The organism is Vreelandella halophytica, from assembly GCF_968193635.1.
In genome coordinates, this window is sequence record NZ_OZ309107.1 from 3,699,940 (window position 1) to 3,719,101 (window position 19,162).

A 19,162-nucleotide genomic window follows, 5' to 3' on the forward strand; every position below is an offset into this window, starting at 1 on the left:
CTGAGAGGAGAGACGCCATGCTCGATACCCTGTTACCGATTTTGCTGTTTTCCGCGCTGGCGCTGGCCATCGTCGGGGCGGTTCGCCGTGCCCGCCTGTGGCGCCAGGGGCGGCCCTCTCCCGTACCCGTATTGAAGGGCCTAATGCAGGTGCCCAGGCGCTACCTGGTCGACCTGCACCATGTCGTCGAGCGGGACAAGTACATCTCCCACACCCACGTGGCCACCGCCGGCGGCTTCGTGCTGGCCGCGCTTCTGGCGATCATCGTCCACGGTTTTGGCCTGGACAGCGCGATTCTCGCCTGGGTGTTGCTGGCCGCCACCACCAGCATGTTCCTGGGCAGTATCCTGGTCGCCAAGCGGCGCAGCCCCCCGCCTTCAAGGCTCTCCAAAGGCCCCTGGATGCGCCTGCCGAAAAGCCTGATGGCATTTTCCATCGGCATGTTCGTGGTCACGCTGCCCACCGCCGGTATTCTGCCGGAAGGCGTTTTCCAAAGCGGTATCGGTTGGATTGTGGCGCTGGTGCTGGCGGCGGTCATCGTCTGGGGCCTGGGCGAGATGTTCTTCGGCATGACCTGGGGCGGGCCGATGAAACACGCCTTCGCGGGTGCGCTGCACCTGGCCTTTCACCGCCGCCCGGAGCGCTTCTCGGACAAGACCGGCGGTGAGCACCGCTCCACCGGCCTGAAAGCGCTGCACCTGGGTGATGACCACGCCAAACTTGGCGTCGAAAAGCCCGCGGACTTCACCTGGAACCAGCTTTTAGGGTTTGACGCCTGCGTGCAGTGCGGGCGCTGCGAAGCCGCCTGCCCGGCGTTTGCCGCCGGCCAGCCGCTCAACCCCAAAAAGCTGATTCAGGACATGGTCGTCGGTATGGCCGGCGGCAGCGACGGCCACTATTACGGCTCGCCCTACCCCGGCAAGTCGGTCGGCGAACATCAGGGCGACCCCTTTGGTCCGATCGTCGCCCGCGAAGGCACCGCGCTGGTCGATCCTGAAACGCTCTGGTCCTGCACCACGTGTCGCGCCTGCGTGGAAGAGTGCCCGATGATGATCGAGCACGTCGACGCCATCGTCGATATGCGCCGATTCCTAACGCTTGAGCACGGCAACACGCCCAACAAGGGCGCCGAGGTGCTGGACAACCTGATCGCCACGGACAACCCCGGCGGCTTCGATCCGGACTCGCGCCTTTACTGGGCGGCGGATTTGAACCTGCCGCTGATGGCGGACAAGGGCGAGGCCGAGGTGCTCTTGTGGCTGGGCGACGGCGTGTTCGATATGCGCAACCAGCGCACCCTGCGCGCCTTCATCAGCGTACTGCGGGCCGCGGGCGTCGATTTCGCCGTGCTGGGTAATGAAGAGCGCGATAGTGGCGACGTGGCGCGGCGCCTGGGCGACGAAGCGACCTTCCAGACCCTGGCCCGCCGCAACATCCAGACCATGAGCCGTTACCGTTTCTCACGCATCGTCACCTGCGACCCGCACAGCTTCCACGTGCTCAAAAACGAGTACGGGGAGCTGGGCACGGCTGATGCCCCCGCCCGCTACCATGTCCAGCACCACAGCACCTTCATAAGCGAATTGGTCAGTGCGAACAAGCTCACTTTCAAGGCGTGGAAAGGCGGCAGCGTGACCTACCACGACCCGTGTTATCTGGGCCGCTACAACGGCGAGTATGAAGCACCGCGGGACGTGCTCAAGGCGCTGGGCATCGAGGTGCAGGAGATGGCCCGCTCCGGCTACCGTTCGCGCTGCTGCGGCGGCGGCGGCGGCGCGCCGATCACCGACATTCCCGGCAAGCAGCGCATTCCCGACATGCGCATGGAAGACGTCCGCGAAACCGGCGCGGATCTCGTCGCCGTGGGCTGCCCACAGTGCACCGCGATGTTGGAAGGCGTGGTCGAGCCCCGCGCCGGCATCAAGGATATCGCCGAGCTGGTCGCCGATGCGCTGATCATCGATGCACCCGCCGATAAAGCGACACCGGCCAAGGCCGCGCCCGCCCCGGCGCTGGAGGAAACCTCATGAGCGACATTCTGCGCCGCGATCCTCGCAAGGAGTGGATCGCCCGAAACCGCCTGCACCCACAACATTTGACGGTGCTGGCCGAGCTTGGCGGTGGAACCAAAGCCACCGAGTGGATGGGCCCTAACGGCGTGATGCGCCGCGATCCTCGCGCGGTCGGCTTCATCGGCCCCAACGGCGTTCGCCGCATTGATCGTAGCGGCGCCCAGCAAGCGGCCCAGGCCCCGGCGCACAGCGCCGAGGCCAAGGACTCGCGCCAGTCCGTCACCATCGAGTCGCCGGCGTTTATGGTCGCCGTGGTGCCGGATATGGCCGGCGGACGGCTGTCGGCACATGATCGCGACCTGCTGGGCCTGGCGCGCCAGCTGGCCGATGCCGACCCGGCCAACCCCGGTGCGGTGGTGGCTATCGTCTTTGGTGAGCACAAGGAGAGCGCCTTTGGTGACGCCGGTATCGACCGGCTGATGCACCTGGAGGGCGAGCGCTTCTCCGGCTACCTGCCGGAGCTCAAGGTGGCGGTGCTGCAAAGCGTCGAGCGCGAGCTGGCGCCGCGCTTTTGGCTGCTGCCTGATTCCACTCTCGGCGGTGGCGAACTTGGCCGACGCCTGGCCGCGAGGCTTGGCGAGCGCCCGGCGGCCCAGGTGTGGCAGGTCGAGGCCAACGAAGACCCTTCGACCTGGCGCGCCACCGCGCGGGCCGGCGCCGGGCGCCACGATATCCACCGCGCCCTGCCCCGGATCGTACTGGCGCTGGCCGAGTGCGCCGACCCGGTCAGCGACACCCGCCACGCCGCCCAAGCCATCGAATTGAACCAGGCGCTTCCCGACGTGCTTGGGCGTATCGAGGATCTCGGCGAAGTGGCGGTCGACCCGGCGAGTGTCTCGCTGGCGGAAGCCGAGTTCATTCTCTCGGCGGGTAACGGCGTCAAGGACTGGGAGGGTTATCACCACGCCGCCGAGGTGCTCGGCGCGACCAAGGGCGCATCAAGGGTGGCGGTGGACGACGGCTACATGGCGCGGGACCGCCAGGTGGGCGCCACCGGCACCTGGGTCTCGGCCCGGGTCTACGTGGCGATCGGCATTTCTGGCGCCATTCAGCACCTGCAGGGAATTCAAAGCTGCGAAAAAGTGGTCGCCGTCAATCTGGACGAGGGCTGCGATATGGCCAAGCGCGCCGATCTCACCATCATTGGCGATGCCAGCGCCGTGCTGGCCGCGCTGGTCGCCCGGGTCGAACAGCACCGCCTGGAACAACAGGAGAACCGCGATGCCGCCTAACTCTTCCCCCGCGTCACAAAGCACTTCCCCCGCTCATCAAAACGCCGGGCTGCACGTGGCCGTGCTGGTTTCCATCGGCCGCCACCCGCTGACCGCCCGCGCCCGACGCGCCGACCAGGACGCCCGGGCGGTAGAAATGGCGCTGTCGCTTAAAGGGGCCTCTATCGAGCTGCTCCACGCCGGCCAACACGCGGGCGAGCACGAAGAGGCGCTGCGCGGCTATCTAGGCATGGGGATCGAGAGCGTCAACCTGATCGAGCAAGCGCCCAACGCCGACGTGGTACCGGCGCTGAGTGAGGCGCTTCGCGAAAACGCGCCGCAGCTGATTCTGACCGGCAGCCGCGCCGAAACCGGCGAGGCCTCCGGGGTGCTGCCGTACCTGCTGGCCGAGGCGCTGGGCTGGCCGATCATCACAAGCCTGGCGGCGGTAGAGAAAGTCGAACAGGGCACGGCGGTGGTGCTTCAAGCCCTGCCCCGGGGCAAGCGCCGGCGCCTGCGTATTCGCCTGCCGGCGATTGCCACCGTGGACACCAGCGCCCCGGCGGCGCGTCAAAGCGCCTTCGGCCCGGCCAAACGCGGCGAACTGGCCCCGAGCGAGGCGCAAAGCGTGCTCGACGAACCCCTTGCCGGCTGGCAATTCTACCCGGCCCGCAAACGCCCCAAACGTCTCAGGATCGTCAAATCTTCCTCGGCGCGGGACCGTTTCAAAGCCGCGGCGGCCAAGGCCGATGGCGGCGGCGGACAAACGCTCAGCGATGTCACCCCGGAACAGGGCGCCGAGGCGATCTTCAAGTTGCTCAAGGAGGAAGGCGTACTGCGTTAGGCGCTTAACGGCGCATCAAGGCCGTGGGTGACCTCGAATACCGGCTGGGGCCACGGATTGAAGCCCCGTGGCCTTTGCTCGATGCGCCTACGGCGTCGATGCGTTGAACTGGATGCGCTGCCCCGGCACCAGCCGATCGCTTTCTATGCTGATCTCTAGTGCCTCCCGCGCATGCGGGCCGATACAGGCCTCGGCGGTGCGTTCCTCGCCGGGCAGCAACCCTTTTAACGAAGTGTCCATGCGCTGACCATCCGCGGCGGGCCAAGCGTCGTAATAGATCGGCGCCACGCCTTCGTTACGCGCCGTCAGACGCACGCACTCGCCATTGCTGGCGAGCGTCGCGACCCGAAACGCGTAGCCGGTCGCCATCGACGCCTCGCGGATCCGCTCGCGGGGTTGATAGCCGGGCTGGTCGTTTCCGATCATGTAGCTGATGTGATACTGCGCCGCGAGGGATTCGAAGCTTCGCCCCCAGGGACCGTCCGGAGCCAGCACATGCTCCTGGTCGTAATCGCTGTAGTAGTTGAATTCGCCGCCCGCGGGGTTGTCGTGATAGCGCGTGCTGCCGAAGAACAGCCAAGAGGCGCGGTTGTATTCCTGATCGCTCTCCGAATGCGTTTCGTGCATGAAGGAATCGTCGAACAGACCGAAGCGCAGCTGGCGCAGGGCCGGTACCGCCGAGAACGGCGTGTATCTGGAACTCGCAGCGTCGATCGAAATCGACCATGGCGTTTCTACGAAGGTGTCACCCAGGTGTGTCAAAAACTGCTGCTGGAAGGCCTTCGACGGAAACGTGGTGCCGAGCGTCAACGGCCCGTCCCATAGGTGGTACTCGGCGTAGGAGCCGAAACCGACCTGCAGGAAGGCAAGCCGTGAATCGAGGTCGTAGCGCTGCGCAAACCGGCTGTAGAATTCGAGAATGAACGCCTGGAGGGTTTCTGAGCGCCAGTCCGGCACGAAGGTCCGCTCGCCTTCGATATCGTGGTAGCTCAGCTCGTGATCCGGCGCGTCTGCGATGTGGGCAGGAATCGAGACCCGGGTCTGTCCGGGGTAGGTGTCGTGAAAGCGTAGGATCATCTGGTGACCCCGCGCCGCCGAGGACGCCAGCGCGGCCTCGACCCGAGACCAGTCATAGACACCCGGCTCGGTGACGACATCGCTGTACTTGAAGTAGGCGAACTCCAGCTGCACGTCATCGCCAAGTGCGGCGAGGTCACGGGCGTTGTCGTTCCACAACACGATGCCGGTCATGGGTTGCACCCGGTCGATCGAAGAATTCAGCGGGACCGGAACGTAGTCCGCGTCATGCGGGCTTTGCTCAGTGTCGGCCTGGGATGTGCTCGTGAACGCAAGCAGGGCGGCGGCGGTGAACCCGTGCAGCAGAGGGCGGCATATCGGCATGACATCTCTTCTTTCGTGGGTGCGAAACCTCAGTCTAGTCACCAAGCATCCATAGCGGTATAGAAAAAAGGACAGATCTATTTATTGGGCTGAATGGTCGCCTTTAGCCGATGGCAGCCTTTAGCAATGCCCTCTACCGGCGCCCATAAGCAGAACGTCTCGCAAACCTGCTGGCTCTTCCAGCCCAACAGCCGCCATGGCGTCTTTGCTAGCCATGCAACCTGCTAATCGAAATAGGGCTCCAATACACGCTCGATCCACGTCATGAAGGCCCGCACGCGAGGGGAAAGGTTGCGCCGATGCGCGACCACCAGCCATGCCGCCAGCGGTTCGGGGCGTAGATCGGGCAGAACCTCCACCAGGTCGCCGCGTTCGATGTGGTGCGCAAGGGTCGAATAACCGGCCTGGATCAGTCCAATCCCCGCCAGCCCCGCCGCATGATAGGTCTGCACATTGTTGACCTGCATCGCCCCAGGCAAGGCAAGTGATGCATAGCCATTCCCCTCCGGATATTCCCATCCCTCCAGTCGGGCGCCGAGGGTCGGCGCGTAGTGAACCATCCGGTGGCCCTGGGTGAGCAGGTCATCGAGGGTTTGCGGTGTGCCGTACTTTGCCAGATAGCCCGGGCTTGCCACGTTCACCATTCGCAACTTGCCAAGCGCGCGGGCGACCAGCCGGTCGTCGATGATGGGCCCGAGACGGATGACGCAATCGAACCCTTCCTGAACGAGATCGACCCGGCGATCCGTGCTGGACATCTCAAGTGCCAACTCAGGGTTCGCATCGAGCAGTTGCGGCAGCGCGGGGATCACGACGGTCTTTGCCAACTCGGTCGGCATATCGACGCGCAGCCTCCCCTTAAGAGGAGCATCGCTACTGGCGAACATGGACTGCACGTCCTGAGCATCGGCCAGCAGGTCACGTGCGCGTTCGTAGAAAGCACGGCCGTCTTCGGTCAACTGCACGCTACGTGTCGTTCTGTGCAAAAGCGCCGCCCCCATCTCGCGCTCGAGCCCACGAATCACTGTCGACACTCGCCCTTTCTGGATCCCCAGACTTTCAGCCGCACGCGTGAAGCTCAACATTTCCGCCACGCGGGCAAAAATTAAAAGGGTCTGGAGATTGGGCATTGTTCACCAAATAGATAACAGAGCGTTCAGATTGGGATGATTTATAGCACATTGGGGACTCAGTAAAGTAGCCCATGTCGTTCACCACACCACCACATTCCCCATAAGAGAACCCTCATGAACTCAGATTTCATGCCTGTTCAAACGGTCATCGTGTATCACTCCGGTTACGGTCACACCACACGCATGGCGGCGGCCGTCGCCGAAGGCGCAGGCACCGGCACCGTATTGGTGGCCATCGACCCCGAGGGCAATATTGCCGACGATGCCTGGCCATCCCTCGCGGGTGCTGATGCCATTGTCTTCGGCTCGCCGACCTATATGGGCGGCCCTAGCTGGCAGTTCAAGAAATTCGCGGATGCCTCTTCCAAGCCCTGGTTCGAAGGCGCTTGGCAAAACAAGATCTTTGGCGGCTTCACCAACAGTGCGAGCCTCAACGGCGACAAACTCAACACGCTCGAGTATTTCGTCCTGCTGTCCGGACAGCACGCCGGGATATGGGTTGGCCTGGATATCAAACCGGCGAACGCCAAGGCGTCGAAACGCGACGACCTGAACCGTATGGGTTCCTACATCGCCCCCATGGCGCAGACGCCGGCCGATGCGTCGCCGGAAGAGATGTCGCCAGGCGATCTGGAAACGGCCCGCCTGTATGGCGCGCGGGTCGCATTGATTGCCGGGCAGTTTCGAGCCGGGAAGTCTCAGCCCCTCTGAGCTCACTTCGAGCCGGCGAGGTCCGCCCGGCGTCATGCTGACGTTGGAATCCACGAATTCGAAGGAGGCGCCATGAAATACAATCGACTGGGCCGTACGGGTCTGTATGTGTCCGAGCTGTGCCTGGGCACGATGACACTGGGTGGCAATGCGGACGCGGGCATGTGGGCGACCATCGGGGCGGTGGATCAGGCTGACGCCAACGATTTGATCGCCCATGCGTTAGAGCAAGGAATCAACTTTATCGACACCGCCGATATTTACTCTTTCGGTCAGTCCGAGCGCATCCTGGGTCAGGCAATGAGAGACCTCGGCGTGCGGCGCAGCGACATTGTGCTGGCGACCAAGACGGGAGGTGTCATGGGGCCCGGACCCAACGCTCAAGGGGCGTCGCGCGGTCATATCATGGATTCTGTTCAGCGAAGCCTGGAGCGTCTTCAGGTCGACCATATCGACCTTTACCAGATTCACGCGAGCGACCCCATCACCCCAATAGAGGAAACACTGCGGGCGCTGGATGACCTGACGCGCCAAGGGTTGGTCCGCTATGTCGGTGTCTCGAACTGGCACGCGGGCAAGATCGGTAAAGCGCTGGGGCTGAGTACCGCCCTCAATGCCACTCGCTTTGAGGCACTCCAGGCCTATTACTCGATTGCCGGACGGGATGCAGAGCGCGAACTGGTGCCGCTGGTTATCGAAGAGGAAATGGGGCTGCTTGTCTGGTCGCCGCTTGCCGGTGGATTACTCTCGGGGAAGTTCGGCCCGGGGGCATCGGTTGAGGAGGGGGCCCGGCGCAGTACTTTCGACTTTCCACCCGTGGATCTGAATCAGGCCTGGCCCTGCATTGCCGAGATGCGCGCCATCGGGAACGCGCGGGGTATTTCCGTGGCAAAAGTAGCGCTTGCCTGGTTGCTCGCCCAACCGGCTGTTACCAGCGTCATTATCGGCGCCAAACGCATGGATCAGCTCGACGATAACCTGGGGGCGGTCGATGTCACTCTTACGGGCGAGGAGCTGGCGCGACTGGAGGCCGTGAGTGCCTTGCCGCCTTACTACCCCGGCTGGATGGTGGATCACCAGGATGCCAGCCGCCACCCTGACCCTTTCACGCCGTTGGGGTCGACGCCGCGACTGTGACCCCACCCTGGGTTGAACTGCATGTAGCCACCCAAAGAGCGCATCAAGCCCCCAGTTTCATAACGTAAAGTGGCAAGCGCACTACTTTCCGGCCACCCCCGGATGCAACCTCAGCCGCTGGCGCTCCCGGCGCAGGCCAATCCAGGAGTGCAGCACCAGCACGGTAATGACCACCACCCCGCCGGCCAGCGTCGAGGCGGTGGGCTCTTCACCAAGCAGCCACCACACCCAGAGCGTGCCCAGCGCGGTTTCCACCAGATAGAAAAGCGCTACTTCGGTGGAGGGCAAGTAGCGCGTGGCGCTGTTGATCAGCACGGTGGCCAGCGGCATTTGCACCAGGCCCATCAGCGCCAGTACGCCAAACTGTGGGGCGTTCAGCGCAAACGGTGCGGCCATGGGCAGGGCGAGCGCGGCCGATAAAAGCCCGCCCCCGGCGATCAGCGCGATACGGTCAAGACCTGGAAAGCGGCGCAACAGCGTGAGATTGCCCCCTACCGCGGCGGCGGCGGCGAGCGCGTAAAGATTGCCCAAAAGCATGCCCTGGGCGCCCTCACCCATGAACACCAGGCCCATACCGGCCATGCAGAGCGCAATGGCAATCAAAGTGCGCAGCGCCACGCGCTCGCCCAAAAACACCCGTGACAGGATCGCGGCAAATAGCGGTGCCGAGCTCAGAATCACCACCACGTTGGCAACGTTGGCGTTCATTACCGCCAGCACGAAGAGTAGCGAAATCAGCCCCAGCAGAACGGACGAGGCGAGCGCTGCGAGCGGCGTGTCGCGCAGCGTGGCGAGGCGTTTACCGGAAAGGCAAAACAGCGCCAGCACACCCAACATCAGAAAACCGCGCCAAAAGACGATGGTCCACCCATCGGTATTGGCCAGGCGGATCAACAAACCGTCGAAACTGAGACACACCACGCCCAGCACCACGATGACCAGGCCGCGTTGATAAGCACTTGGCTGCATTGTTTTAGCTCCGGGTCGGTTAAAAAAAACCAACCGCCCGCCATAAAGGCGGGCGGTTGGGCGGTAAGCGGACGTCCTTTGATTTTAGCGGCTCGCCGCGCTAGCCCGATGAGGGGCTGGCGAGCGCGGGCGCACCAGCCAGAAGCCGACGCCGCCGGCCATCAATAACATGGCGCCGCAGCCAATAGCCAGCCCGTAAGCGCCCTGCACCGCCCCGGGCGCCACGCCAAACGGCTCGGCAAAGCCAGCCAGCGTGACCGCGTACTGCTGCCACAAAAAGATCCCGATCGCCACGCCGCTTAGCATGGTGCAAAGCGCGATCCAGCGGGTACCCGGCACCCAGCCGCGAACGGCCTCGGTATCAAAGTCGTGCAGAAACGCGCGGTAGGTGTGCTCGGCCTGGCTGACGCGCGTGGCTTTAGAGGCAAGCGCAATGGCCACCAGCGCCATCAGCGTGCTGAGCAGTACCGGGTGCAGATACACCGGCAGGCTCAGCCACTCGGCCTGAACCATCAACGAAATCGCCACGTTACCGGCAAAGCCCACCGCCAGCCCCCAGCCAGCACCTGCGGCGGTGATCCGCTTGCTCCAGATGCTCAAAAGCGCCACCGGGCCCCAGGACGAAGCGAAGAGCGTCGCGGCAAACCACACCACGGCCATGACCGCCGGCGGCTGAAAAAGCGCCAGCACCAGCGCGACCAGCCCGGCAGCCAGCACCGCCAGGCGGCTTTTGCGCATCGCCGAGGCCTCGTTCGTCGAAGCAGGCAGAATATCGTTGGAAATACTAAAGCCGATGATCGACAGAAAGGTCGAGCACGACGAGAGCCCGGCGGCGAACACCCCGGTCAAAATCACGATGCCAAGCCAGGTCGGCAGGATGTTGAGCGCCACCCAAATCATCGAGCGCTCCGGGTCGAGGCCCGGGTCGTACAGGTTGATCGCCGCCCCGGTCACCATCATCAGCGCGTAGAAAACGGCGAGTGCCACCGCGGTGAGCATGGCCGAGCGCATCACCACGTGCTCGTTGCGCGCCATCAGGTAGCGACTCGACTGCCAGGGGCTCGCCGCGAGCACCGCCGCCCACACAAGACCCAGCGTCAAACCCCAAACCAGCGCCTCGCCGGGAGTAGAGAAAGTAGCGTTCGGGCCTTCCAGCACGCCGTGCCACAGCGCGATATCGGGCTTGTCGGTTTGACTTAGAAGCCCTTCGATCACACCGCTGAAGCCGCCCAGGTCCTGAATCACATAGATCGATCCGCCTATTGCTGCCAGCGAAAAGATCACGAACATGATCGTGTCAGTGAGCATGACCCCGGGGGAGCCGGAGTAGAGAATAAAGCCAGTGTAAGTCGCCCAGACCAGTACCAGGCCCACCCAGTAGGGCATACCGGTCAGCTCGGCAAACATGATGCCCGCGCCCTGCATCACGCCCAAAAGGTAGGCGCCCAGGCCGATGATCGTGGTGAGCCCGGCAATGATTTGCACCCGACGCGAGGCGAAGCGCTTGCCGAAAAATTCCGGCACGGTATTCGCCTCGCTTCGGCGCAGATAGCGGCCAAACACCAGCGCGCCCAGCAAGCAGCCCGAGGTGCTGATCGCGGCAAAGATCAGCATGACGAAAGGATAGCCCTGGTAGGCAAACCCGGTTTCCCCCAGAAAGGCGCTGGTGCTTAGGTAGCTTGCCACCAGGGTGCCCAGAATGAAAAAGGTCGGTGCGTTGCGTCCAGCCACCAGGTAGTCATCCAGGCCCTTGACGCGCCGGCCGGCCAGATGCCCGATCACAAAGTAGCCGACCAGGCTCAACAGTATCGCGATGGTGTAAATCATAAGCGCAGCCGTAAGGTTATTGATGTTGTTAAGCGGGGTTGCCAAGCGCTTTCAAGACGCTTTACAGCATGATGCAGCGCTTTATAAGCGTACTCTTAGCTATTAGCGCCAGCGGCTGCCGGAATTACGACATACGCCAATGCACCTGCGAGAAAGGCAGCTCTGGGGCAAGCGACATCACCTTTTCACCCCTTGTTGTGCGCGGCACGCCTGTACCGGCCACGGCGTATAAAGCCTTGAGCCCGTCACCGAAACCCGGTTACCCAAAACCGACCTCGACGTAGCCAAAGACGCTGTCTATCGCGCACGTACAAAGCGACTTTGCGTACACTGAGCGCTTTAGCCTCGCTTGTCGCGACCCATTGATAAGAGGATGCAGCCATGATGATTGTCGAACTAATCGATGGTGATGACTTTCGTGCGCGGCTCGAGACGCTGGGGATCGCGCTCCCCCTGGATGCCGACCCGGACACCTGCGCCCGGATCGCGGCCAGCGCCCACCGCCAGCAGCCCGTGGATGGGTTACCCGCCTTTATTGAAGCGCTAAAAGCCCGGCAGGATATCGTGCTGCCCGAGGTCCGCGAGGCGGTCGAGCGTCATCTGGCCTTTGTCGAGTAGGCCAGTCGGCCGCCAGCGCTTGAAGGGATCTTGAAGGGTTAGAAACGAAAAACCGGCGCCCCGCTAAGCGGGAGCGCCGGTAGGTAGGCAAAAAGCGGGCGGTTAGCCCTGAGCCTTGGCAAGCGAGAGTGAAACGCCCTCGCCGCCCAGGTTCTCCAACATGCGCTCGGCGTACCAGTTGACGAAGTCGATCACGCCGAACTCATAGGTTTCCGAGTACGGGCCGGGCTGGTAGGCCTTCGAGTTGATGCCGCGCTGGTTCTCTTCGGCAAGCCGGCGGTCCTGGTCGTTGGTGGCGTCCCACACCCGGCGCATGTTCTCCGGATCATAATCCACGCCTTCGACCGCGTCCTTGTGCACCAGCCACTTGGTGGTCACCATGGTCTGCTGCGGGCCCAGTGGCAGCACGCGGAACACGATCGAGTGATCGCCCATGAAGTGGTTCCAGGAGTTGGGCAGGTGCAGAATGCGCAGCGACCCCATATCCGGGCTGGTCAAGCGGCCCATCAGCTTGCTGCAGGCGGGCTTGCCGTCCATGGTCATGGAGACCACGCCATCCAGAAGCGGCGTACGGGTGATGCGGTTGCGGCTGCCAAAGCGCTTGAGCTGCCAAGGCACCTGCTCGCCGTTCCAATCTGACTGCTTGCGAAACACCAGGTCCTTGTATTTGTCCGTGGCCCGCGGGTCTTCGGTGTCGTCGAACTCCATCAGCGAGTTCAAAAGCTCCGGGTGAGCGCCGTTGCAGTGGTAGCACTCGCGGTTATTTTCGAGCACCAGCTTCCAGTTCGCCTGCTCGACGATGCTCGACTCCACCGCCACCTTGACGTTGTCCATCTGGTAGGGCTCGAGGTAGTGCTCCAGCGTCACCAGGAAGTCGTCGATCGACGAGGGGTTCTCGCTTAAGTTGATGAACACGAAGCCGCCGGCGGTGCGTACGCTCACCGGCTTCAAGCCGAACTCATTCAAATCGAAGTCGCTGCCCATTTCGCTACCGGCGAACAAGAGACGCCCGTCGAGCTCGTAGGTCCACTGATGGTAGGGGCAGACCAGCTTGGCGACCTTGCCTTTTTCGGTGCTGCAAAGGCGCGAGCCGCGATGGCGGCAGACGTTATGGAAGGCGTGAATCTCACCTTCGCCGCCGCGTACGATCACGACCGGGTTGTCGCCGATCTCGAGGGTCATGAAGTTGCCCTTGGCGGGAATCTCGCAGCTCATGCCGGCAAACAGCCACTCTTTCTCGAAGATCTCTTGCATGTCGAGGGCAAAAAGCCGCGCGTCGTTATAAAACGGCTGCGGCAACGAGTAGGTGCGCGCCCGAGACGTGAGCATCTCGACCGTCTCCTCACGCATGGCGGCCAGGGGGTCGTTCTGGGTGTAATCCGTCGTGTTGTTCATACCAGATATCCTTTTAAACCCGCCTCCCCTTGAGGGCGGCGACACAGTCATTGACCAAACGTAATTGTCTTGTTGTTTAAGTTGCGTGACCTGACGTTGTGCGGGCGCGCGGCGATGGCTACTTGTGGTTTGCCACTTATGAAAAGGATTGTGGTCCAGGGGTTTTGACGTCAATTATCTGCCGACGACACTGCGTAGCGTACCGACGACGCGAAAACGGATTTCTCACGGCCTTGAGGTGGCGCCAGATAAGTACGTGTCGCTAACAGGTAAGCTGGCCCGAAAGCGCGTACCCAGAATGCAGGCAATGGTGCTGGACCGTGCAGTGCAAGGACGGGCCGGTGAAGGCAACGCGATAGCACGGCCATATTGAGACGACGATGACAACGAACTATTTCAACCCCGTCACGACCCAGACCTGGACCAATGGCCGCCACCACGTGCGGTGCGTCAAGATCATTCAGGAAACCCCGGACGTGCGCACGTTCTGCTTCATGGCCGAGCAGCCCGTCATGTTTTTCTTCAAGCCGGGCCAGTTCGTCACCCTGGAGCTCGAAATCGACAACCAGCCGGTGATGCGCTCCTACACCATCTCGAGCTCGCCCTCGATCCCCTACAGCTTCTCGATCACGGTCAAGCAGATACCGGGCGGCCAGGTCTCCAACTGGCTGCACACCAACATGAAAGTCGGCGACGAGCTGGTGGTCCACGGGCCGGTGGGGAACTTCAACTCCATCGACTTCCCCGCCGACAAGGTTCTGTTTCTCTCCGGCGGCGTGGGCATCACGCCGTTGATGTCGATGACGCGCTGGTTCTTCGACACCAATACCAATGTGGACGTCGAGTTCATTCATAGCGCCCGGGCGCCCAGGGACGTGATCTATCACCGCGAGCTCGTGCACATGTTCTCGCGGATCCCCGAATTCAAACTGCATATCGTCTGTGAGAAAAAAGACGATATCGGTGAGGCCTGGGCGGGCTATCGGGGCTTTTTGACCCAGCCCATGCTCGAAATGATGGCCCCGGACTTTCTCGAGCGCGAGATTTTCTGCTGCGGCCCGGTGCCCTACATGAACGCCATCAAGGCGATTCTGCGGGCCAACAACTTCAACATGGACCACTACCACGAAGAGCTTTTCGGCGCCACGCCGGTCGACGTTCAAGAAGACGTCAAGGAGCTTGCCGAGCAAGCGGAAGTGGAAGCCGAGCTTGCCGAGCCCGAAGACCTTCTCAGCGTCGAGTTCGCCCAGTCGAACAAGAGCGTGCGCATTCAGCCTGGCGAGACGGTCCACGCCGCCGCGGCCAAGCTTGGGCTCCATATTCCCAAGGCGTGCGGTATGGGGATCTGCGGCACCTGCCGGGTGCAGCTCAAGTCCGGCGACGTGGAGATGGAGCACAACGGCGGTATCACCGAGGAGGATATCGAAGAGGGTTATATTCTCAGCTGCTGCAGTCGGCCCAAGAACAGCCTGGTGGTGGATTTCTAAGTCACTACACTCAAAGGGCGCAACTCAAAGGGCGCAAAGCGGATACCACCTCGTGGTATCCGCTTTTTTATGCCCATATCGTGTTGGAACCAAAGATAAAAAAACGCCCGCGGCAGTGGCCGCGGGCGTTGGACGAGACGACGAGACGACGAGACGCGTTAAGCGACGCCGAGCAGCCCGTGCGGGTCGAGCACGAACTTGCTGGCCACGCCCTGATCGAACTGCTCGTAGCCCGCTGGCGCGTCCTCGAGCGAGATTACCTGGGCGTTGACGATCTCGGCGATGTTCAAACGGCCGTGCAAAATCGCCTGCATCAGCTGGCGGTTGTACTGCACCACCGGGGTCTGGCCGGTATGAAACGACAGGCCCTTGGCCCAGCCCTGGCCAAAGCGCAGGCTAAGGCTTCCGGTTTGCGCGGCTTTTTCCGTCGCGCCCGGGTCTTCGGTCACGTAAAGGCCCGGGATACCGATAGAGCCGCCTTCGCGGGTGATGTCCATCATCTGGTTGAGCACCACCGCGGGCTGCTCCTTGCCGCTGTGGCCCACGGCCTCGAAGCCCACCGCGTCGATGGCGCTGTCCACGCTCGGCTCGCCGACCACGGCGGCGATCATTTCGCCCAGGCGGTCGTGGTTGTTCAAATCGATCGGCTCGAAGCCCATCTTGCGCGCGTGCTCCAGGCGGTCCTTGTTAAAGTCGCCGATCATCACCACCGCCGCCCCCAGCAGGCGCGCCGAGGCGGCCGCGGCCAAACCGACCGGGCCCGCGCCGGCCACATACACCGTGGAGCCCGCGCCAACGCCGGCTTTTAAAGCGCCGTGAAAGCCCGTAGGCAGGATGTCGCTCAACATGGTCAGGTCGCGAATCTGGCTCATGGCCTGGTCCCGGTCCGGGAACTTCAAAAGGTTGAAGTCGGCGTAGGGCACCATGACGTAGTGCGCCTGACCGCCGACCCAGCCGCCCATGTCGACGTAACCATAGGCGCCGCCGGCGCGGTCGTCGTTGACGTGTAAGCAAAGGCCGGTATGGCCCTCTTTACAGGTACGGCAGCGCCCGCAGGCGACGTTGAACGGCACCGAGACGATATCGCCGATGCCCAGGAATTCGACGCCCTTGCCCTTCTCGATCACCTCGCCGGTGATCTCGTGGCCCAGCACCATGCCGGTCGGGGCGGTCGTGCGCCCGCGTACCATGTGCTGGTCCGAGCCGCAGATGTTCGTTGAAACCACTTTCAGGATCACACCGTGATCGATGGGCTTGCCATTGGGGGTTTCCATTTTCGGGTAGGCGATATCCTGTACGTCGACCTTCCCGTCGCCGATATAAACAACACCACGATTATTGGACATGGGACATCCTCTTTTCCAGGTGCCGCGCGGCCGTGACCACGCTGCATCGTTATTCTTGAAGAAAACTGGCGTACTTGGCGCGGCGACACAAGCCGGTGCTTGTCAGAAACCCGCCAAAGAGCATTAGCTCGCTGCTCCAGCATGGTCTATTAGCCGACGCGAAAGTTACTCACAGACGACATCGAACGGTAGCTGGACGACCTCTTTTACCCCGCGACACGATTTTTCAGCGAATGTCGCAAATACGCCGAGCGGTGACGTCGGCAAGCATCCTGGGGGCGAGGCCCGGCGATACTATCGCGGCAGGATAGCGTCAAACGGTAGTCAAAATACCGGCGCTAACAGACTCTCAGACCGAACAGAGCGACTAGCCTGGAGCACTCGATGTCACACAATAATTTTCTTTCTGATGCCCGTCTGGCCGACTACGACACAGCCCTTGCCTCGGCAATCGCTGAAGAAACGTCGCGCCAACAAGCCCATATCGAGCTGATCGCCTCGGAAAACTACACAAGCCAGGTGGTGATGGAAGCCCAAGGCACGCAGCTGACCAACAAGTACGCCGAAGGCTACCCGGGCAAGCGCTACTACGGCGGCTGCGAGTTCGTCGACAAGGTCGAAGCACTCGCCATCGAGCGCGCCTGCAGCCTGTTCGGCGCCAACTACGCCAATGTGCAGCCGCACTCCGGCGCCCAGGCCAACGCGGCGGTCTTCATGGCGCTGGTCAAGCCTGGCGACACCATTCTGGGCATGAGCCTGGCCCACGGCGGCCACCTGACCCACGGTGCGGCGCCGAATTTCTCCGGCAAGCACTACAACGCTATCCAGTACGGTCTGGTCGAAGGCACCGGCGAGATCGATTACGACGAGGTCGAGCGTCTGGCCCGCGAGCACCAGCCGAAAATGATCATCGCGGGCTTCTCGGCCTATTCCCGCGTGGTCGACTGGCGCCGCTTTCGCACCATCGCCGATGAAGTAGGCGCTTACTTGATGGTCGACATGGCCCACGTGGCGGGTCTGGTCGCCGCGGGCCTCTACCCAAGCCCGCTACCCCACGCCCACGTGGTGACCACCACGACCCACAAAACGCTGCGCGGCCCGCGCGGTGGCCTGATCATCTCCGCCGACGGCGACGAGGCGCTTTACAAGAAGCTCAACGGCGCGGTTTTCCCGGGCCAGCAGGGCGGCCCGCTCATGCACGTCATCGCCGCCAAGGCCGTGGCGTTCAAGGAAGCGATGAACCAGGACTTCGTCAACTACCAGCGCCAGGTCATCGTCAACGCCCAGGCCATGGCGCGGGTGTTCGTCGAGCGCGGCTTCGACGTCGTCTCCGGCGGCACCGACGATCACCTCTTTTTGGTCTCGCTGATCAAACAGGGCGTAACCGGCAAAGACGCCGACGCCGCGCTTGGCCGCGCGCACATCACGGTCAACAAGAACAGCGTGCCCAACGACCCACAAAGCCCGTTCGTCACGTCGGGCCTTCGCATTGGCACCCCGGCGGTGACCACCCGCGGCATGAATGAAGCCGACTGCGAACACCTGGCCGGCTGGATCTGCGACATTCTCGACGTGCTTGCCGATCAAAAAGATACCACTGAGGTGGAGAACCAGGTGCGCGACAACGTCTCTGAGCTGTGCGCCCGCCATCCGGTGTACGGCCAGGCCCAAACCCAGGGCGAGCAGGCTACCGAAAGCGCCACTTCCATCGCTTAACGATCGCCGCGGCGGGCTTTCCGGCGCCGATTCAGGAGAGATTTATGCAACGTTATTCCGGCTTCGGATTGGTCAAACATGCGCTCGGCCATCACGAGAACTGGGAGCGCCAGTGGCGCAACCCCGAGCCCAAAAAACGCTATGACGTGATCATCGTCGGCGGCGGCGGCCACGGTTTGGCCACCGCCTACTACCTGGCCAAGGAGTTCGGCGTCAAGAACGTCGCCGTGGTCGAAAAAGGCTGGCTGGGCGGCGGCAACACCGCGCGCAACACCACCATCGTGCGCTCCAACTACCTGTGGGACGAAGCCGCCAGGCTTTACAACCACTCCCTCGACTTGTGGAAGGGTCTTTCCCAGGATTTGAACTACAACGTCATGTTCTCCCAGCGCGGGGTATTGAACCTGGGCCACACCCTGCAGGACATGCGCGACATTCAGCGCCGCGTCCACGCCAACCGCTTGAACGGCGTGGATAGCGAAGTGGTGACCCCGCAGCAGATCAAGGAGATCGAGCCGGAGCTGGATATCTCCAACCGAGCGCGCTATCCGATCATGGGGGCCTCCTGGCAGAAAAGCGCGGGCGTTGCCCGTCACGACGCGGTGGCCTGGGGCTACGCCCGCGCCGCCGACGCCCTGGGCGTGGATCTTCTGCAAAACACCGAAGTCACCGGCTTCAAGATTCGCGACGGCAAGGTGCTGGGCGTGCACACCAACCGCGGCGACATCGAAGCCAATACCGTGGGCTGCGTGGCGGCGGGTAACTCCGGGGTGCTGGCCAACATGGCGGGCATCAAGCTGCCGCTCGAGTCCCACCCGCTGCAGGCGCTGGTTTCCGAGCCGCTCAAGCCGGTGCTCAACACCGTCACCATGTCGAATCACGTGCACGGCTACGTTAGCCAGTCCGACAAGGGCGATTTGGTCATCGGCGCGGGTATCGACGGCTACGTGGGTTATGGCCAGCGCGGCAGCTACCCGACCATCGAACACACCCTGCAGGCCATCGTCGAAATGTTCCCGATGTTCTCACGGGTGCGCATGAACCGCCAGTGGGGCGGCATCGTCGATACCTGCCCGGACGCCTGCCCGATACTTTCGAAAACGAAGGTGAAGGGGCTTTATTTCAACTGCGGCTGGGGCACCGGCGGCTTCAAGGCCACCCCCGGCTCCGGCCACGTGTTTGCGGCCAGCCTGGCCAAGGGTGAAATGCACCCGATCGCCGCGCCTTTCTCCATCGACCGCTTCCACACCGGCGCGTTGATCGACGAACACGGCGCCGCCGGCGTTGCGCACTGA

15 protein-coding genes are annotated in these 19,162 nt (G+C 62.8%); 9 read left to right on the forward strand and 6 right to left on the reverse strand.

Annotated elements, in window-relative coordinates; genetic code table 11:
* Positions 1-17: 17 nt before the first annotated feature.
* The 3 genes from ACWHXT_RS17150 to etfB are packed head-to-tail and all read left to right on the forward strand — an operon-like array spanning position 18 to position 4,127.
* On the forward strand, positions 18-2,030 hold the full coding sequence (locus ACWHXT_RS17150; RefSeq protein WP_447956717.1) for a (Fe-S)-binding protein: 2,013 nt from the start codon (positions 18-20) through the stop codon (positions 2,028-2,030).
* The gene (gene etfA, locus ACWHXT_RS17155) at positions 2,027-3,304 is read left to right on the forward strand and encodes an electron transfer flavoprotein subunit alpha (RefSeq protein WP_447956718.1); all 1,278 of its coding nucleotides are present in this window, start codon (positions 2,027-2,029) and stop codon (positions 3,302-3,304) included. The genes ACWHXT_RS17150 and etfA overlap by 4 nt, the downstream gene beginning before the upstream one ends.
* Complete coding sequence (gene etfB / locus ACWHXT_RS17160; protein WP_447956719.1) at positions 3,294-4,127, forward strand: electron transfer flavoprotein subunit beta; 834 nt, start codon at positions 3,294-3,296, stop codon at positions 4,125-4,127. Before etfA ends, etfB begins: the two co-directional genes overlap by 11 nt.
* Before the next feature lie 87 nt (positions 4,128-4,214).
* Here the strand turns inward: etfB and ACWHXT_RS17165 are convergent, their stop codons facing one another.
* Together ACWHXT_RS17165 and ACWHXT_RS17170 are read right to left on the reverse strand one after the other, a co-directional pair.
* Entirely contained in the window at positions 4,215-5,528 is a 1,314-nt protein-coding gene (locus tag ACWHXT_RS17165) for a hypothetical protein (RefSeq protein ID WP_447956720.1), read from the reverse strand.
* Between the two features lie 224 nt (positions 5,529-5,752).
* Entirely contained in the window at positions 5,753-6,658 is a 906-nt protein-coding gene (locus ACWHXT_RS17170) for a LysR family transcriptional regulator (RefSeq protein ID WP_447956721.1), read from the reverse strand.
* A 117-nt stretch (positions 6,659-6,775) separates the two neighbouring features.
* Between ACWHXT_RS17170 and ACWHXT_RS17175 the strand changes: the two genes are divergently transcribed.
* Both ACWHXT_RS17175 and ACWHXT_RS17180 read left to right on the forward strand, forming a co-directional pair.
* Complete coding sequence (locus ACWHXT_RS17175; protein WP_447956722.1) at positions 6,776-7,372, forward strand: flavodoxin family protein; 597 nt, start codon at positions 6,776-6,778, stop codon at positions 7,370-7,372.
* 72 nt (positions 7,373-7,444) lie between these two features.
* On the forward strand, positions 7,445-8,509 hold the full coding sequence (locus ACWHXT_RS17180; protein ID WP_447956723.1) for an aldo/keto reductase: 1,065 nt from the start codon (positions 7,445-7,447) through the stop codon (positions 8,507-8,509).
* Between the two features lie 81 nt (positions 8,510-8,590).
* Here ACWHXT_RS17180 and ACWHXT_RS17185 read toward each other — a convergent pair whose 3' ends face one another.
* Together ACWHXT_RS17185 and ACWHXT_RS17190 are read right to left on the reverse strand one after the other, a co-directional pair.
* Complete coding sequence (locus ACWHXT_RS17185) at positions 8,591-9,478, reverse strand: DMT family transporter (RefSeq protein ID WP_447956724.1); 888 nt, start codon at positions 9,476-9,478, stop codon at positions 8,591-8,593.
* A gap of 84 nt (positions 9,479-9,562) precedes the next feature.
* A complete protein-coding gene (locus ACWHXT_RS17190; protein ID WP_447956725.1) occupies positions 9,563-11,305 on the reverse strand; it encodes a sodium:solute symporter family protein in 1,743 nt (580 codons plus the stop codon).
* Between the two features lie 381 nt (positions 11,306-11,686).
* Between ACWHXT_RS17190 and ACWHXT_RS17195 the strand changes: the two genes are divergently transcribed.
* The gene (locus ACWHXT_RS17195; protein ID WP_447956726.1) at positions 11,687-11,923 is read left to right on the forward strand and encodes a hypothetical protein; all 237 of its coding nucleotides are present in this window, start codon (positions 11,687-11,689) and stop codon (positions 11,921-11,923) included.
* Between the two features lie 102 nt (positions 11,924-12,025).
* Here the strand turns inward: ACWHXT_RS17195 and ACWHXT_RS17200 are convergent, their stop codons facing one another.
* Positions 12,026-13,318, reverse strand: a complete 1,293-nt coding sequence (locus tag ACWHXT_RS17200) for an aromatic ring-hydroxylating oxygenase subunit alpha (RefSeq protein ID WP_447956727.1) — start codon at positions 13,316-13,318, stop codon at positions 12,026-12,028.
* Positions 13,319-13,698: 380 nt separating this feature from the next.
* Between ACWHXT_RS17200 and ACWHXT_RS17205 the strand changes: the two genes are divergently transcribed.
* Positions 13,699-14,805, forward strand: a complete 1,107-nt coding sequence (locus ACWHXT_RS17205; protein WP_447554626.1) for an FAD-binding oxidoreductase — start codon at positions 13,699-13,701, stop codon at positions 14,803-14,805.
* Between the two features lie 158 nt (positions 14,806-14,963).
* Here ACWHXT_RS17205 and fdhA read toward each other — a convergent pair whose 3' ends face one another.
* Positions 14,964-16,151 (reverse strand): formaldehyde dehydrogenase, glutathione-independent, encoded by a 1,188-nt coding sequence (gene fdhA / locus ACWHXT_RS17210; protein WP_447530352.1) that lies wholly within the window; start codon positions 16,149-16,151, stop codon positions 14,964-14,966.
* Positions 16,152-16,535: 384 nt separating this feature from the next.
* Here fdhA and glyA point away from each other — a divergent pair, with 384 nt between their 5' ends.
* Positions 16,536-17,867 carry a serine hydroxymethyltransferase gene (gene glyA / locus ACWHXT_RS17215; RefSeq protein ID WP_447956728.1) on the forward strand — a complete coding sequence of 444 codons (1,332 nt, stop codon included), beginning with the start codon at positions 16,536-16,538 and terminating at the stop codon, positions 17,865-17,867.
* 44 nt (positions 17,868-17,911) lie between these two features.
* Positions 17,912-19,162 (forward strand): sarcosine oxidase subunit beta family protein, encoded by a 1,251-nt coding sequence (locus tag ACWHXT_RS17220; RefSeq protein ID WP_447530354.1) that lies wholly within the window; start codon positions 17,912-17,914, stop codon positions 19,160-19,162.

What these genes read in the sequence shown, in the direction of transcription:
- ACWHXT_RS17150 (WP_447956717.1), top strand. Translation starts at nt 18, where the DNA reads ATGCTCGATACCCTGTTACCGATTTTGCTGTTTTCCGCGCTGGCGCTG.
- etfA (WP_447956718.1), top strand. Translation starts at nt 2,027, where the DNA reads ATGAGCGACATTCTGCGCCGCGATCCTCGCAAGGAGTGGATCGCCCGA.
- etfB (WP_447956719.1), top strand. Translation starts at nt 3,294, where the DNA reads ATGCCGCCTAACTCTTCCCCCGCGTCACAAAGCACTTCCCCCGCTCAT.
- ACWHXT_RS17165 (WP_447956720.1), bottom strand. Translation starts at nt 5,528, where the DNA reads ATGCCGATATGCCGCCCTCTGCTGCACGGGTTCACCGCCGCCGCCCTG.
- ACWHXT_RS17170 (WP_447956721.1), bottom strand. Translation starts at nt 6,658, where the DNA reads ATGCCCAATCTCCAGACCCTTTTAATTTTTGCCCGCGTGGCGGAAATG.
- ACWHXT_RS17175 (WP_447956722.1), top strand. Translation starts at nt 6,776, where the DNA reads ATGAACTCAGATTTCATGCCTGTTCAAACGGTCATCGTGTATCACTCC.
- ACWHXT_RS17180 (WP_447956723.1), top strand. Translation starts at nt 7,445, where the DNA reads ATGAAATACAATCGACTGGGCCGTACGGGTCTGTATGTGTCCGAGCTG.
- ACWHXT_RS17185 (WP_447956724.1), bottom strand. Translation starts at nt 9,478, where the DNA reads ATGCAGCCAAGTGCTTATCAACGCGGCCTGGTCATCGTGGTGCTGGGC.
- ACWHXT_RS17190 (WP_447956725.1), bottom strand. Translation starts at nt 11,305, where the DNA reads ATGATTTACACCATCGCGATACTGTTGAGCCTGGTCGGCTACTTTGTG.
- ACWHXT_RS17195 (WP_447956726.1), top strand. Translation starts at nt 11,687, where the DNA reads ATGATGATTGTCGAACTAATCGATGGTGATGACTTTCGTGCGCGGCTC.
- ACWHXT_RS17200 (WP_447956727.1), bottom strand. Translation starts at nt 13,318, where the DNA reads ATGAACAACACGACGGATTACACCCAGAACGACCCCCTGGCCGCCATG.
- ACWHXT_RS17205 (WP_447554626.1), top strand. Translation starts at nt 13,699, where the DNA reads ATGACAACGAACTATTTCAACCCCGTCACGACCCAGACCTGGACCAAT.
- fdhA (WP_447530352.1), bottom strand. Translation starts at nt 16,151, where the DNA reads ATGTCCAATAATCGTGGTGTTGTTTATATCGGCGACGGGAAGGTCGAC.
- glyA (WP_447956728.1), top strand. Translation starts at nt 16,536, where the DNA reads ATGTCACACAATAATTTTCTTTCTGATGCCCGTCTGGCCGACTACGAC.
- ACWHXT_RS17220 (WP_447530354.1), top strand. Translation starts at nt 17,912, where the DNA reads ATGCAACGTTATTCCGGCTTCGGATTGGTCAAACATGCGCTCGGCCAT.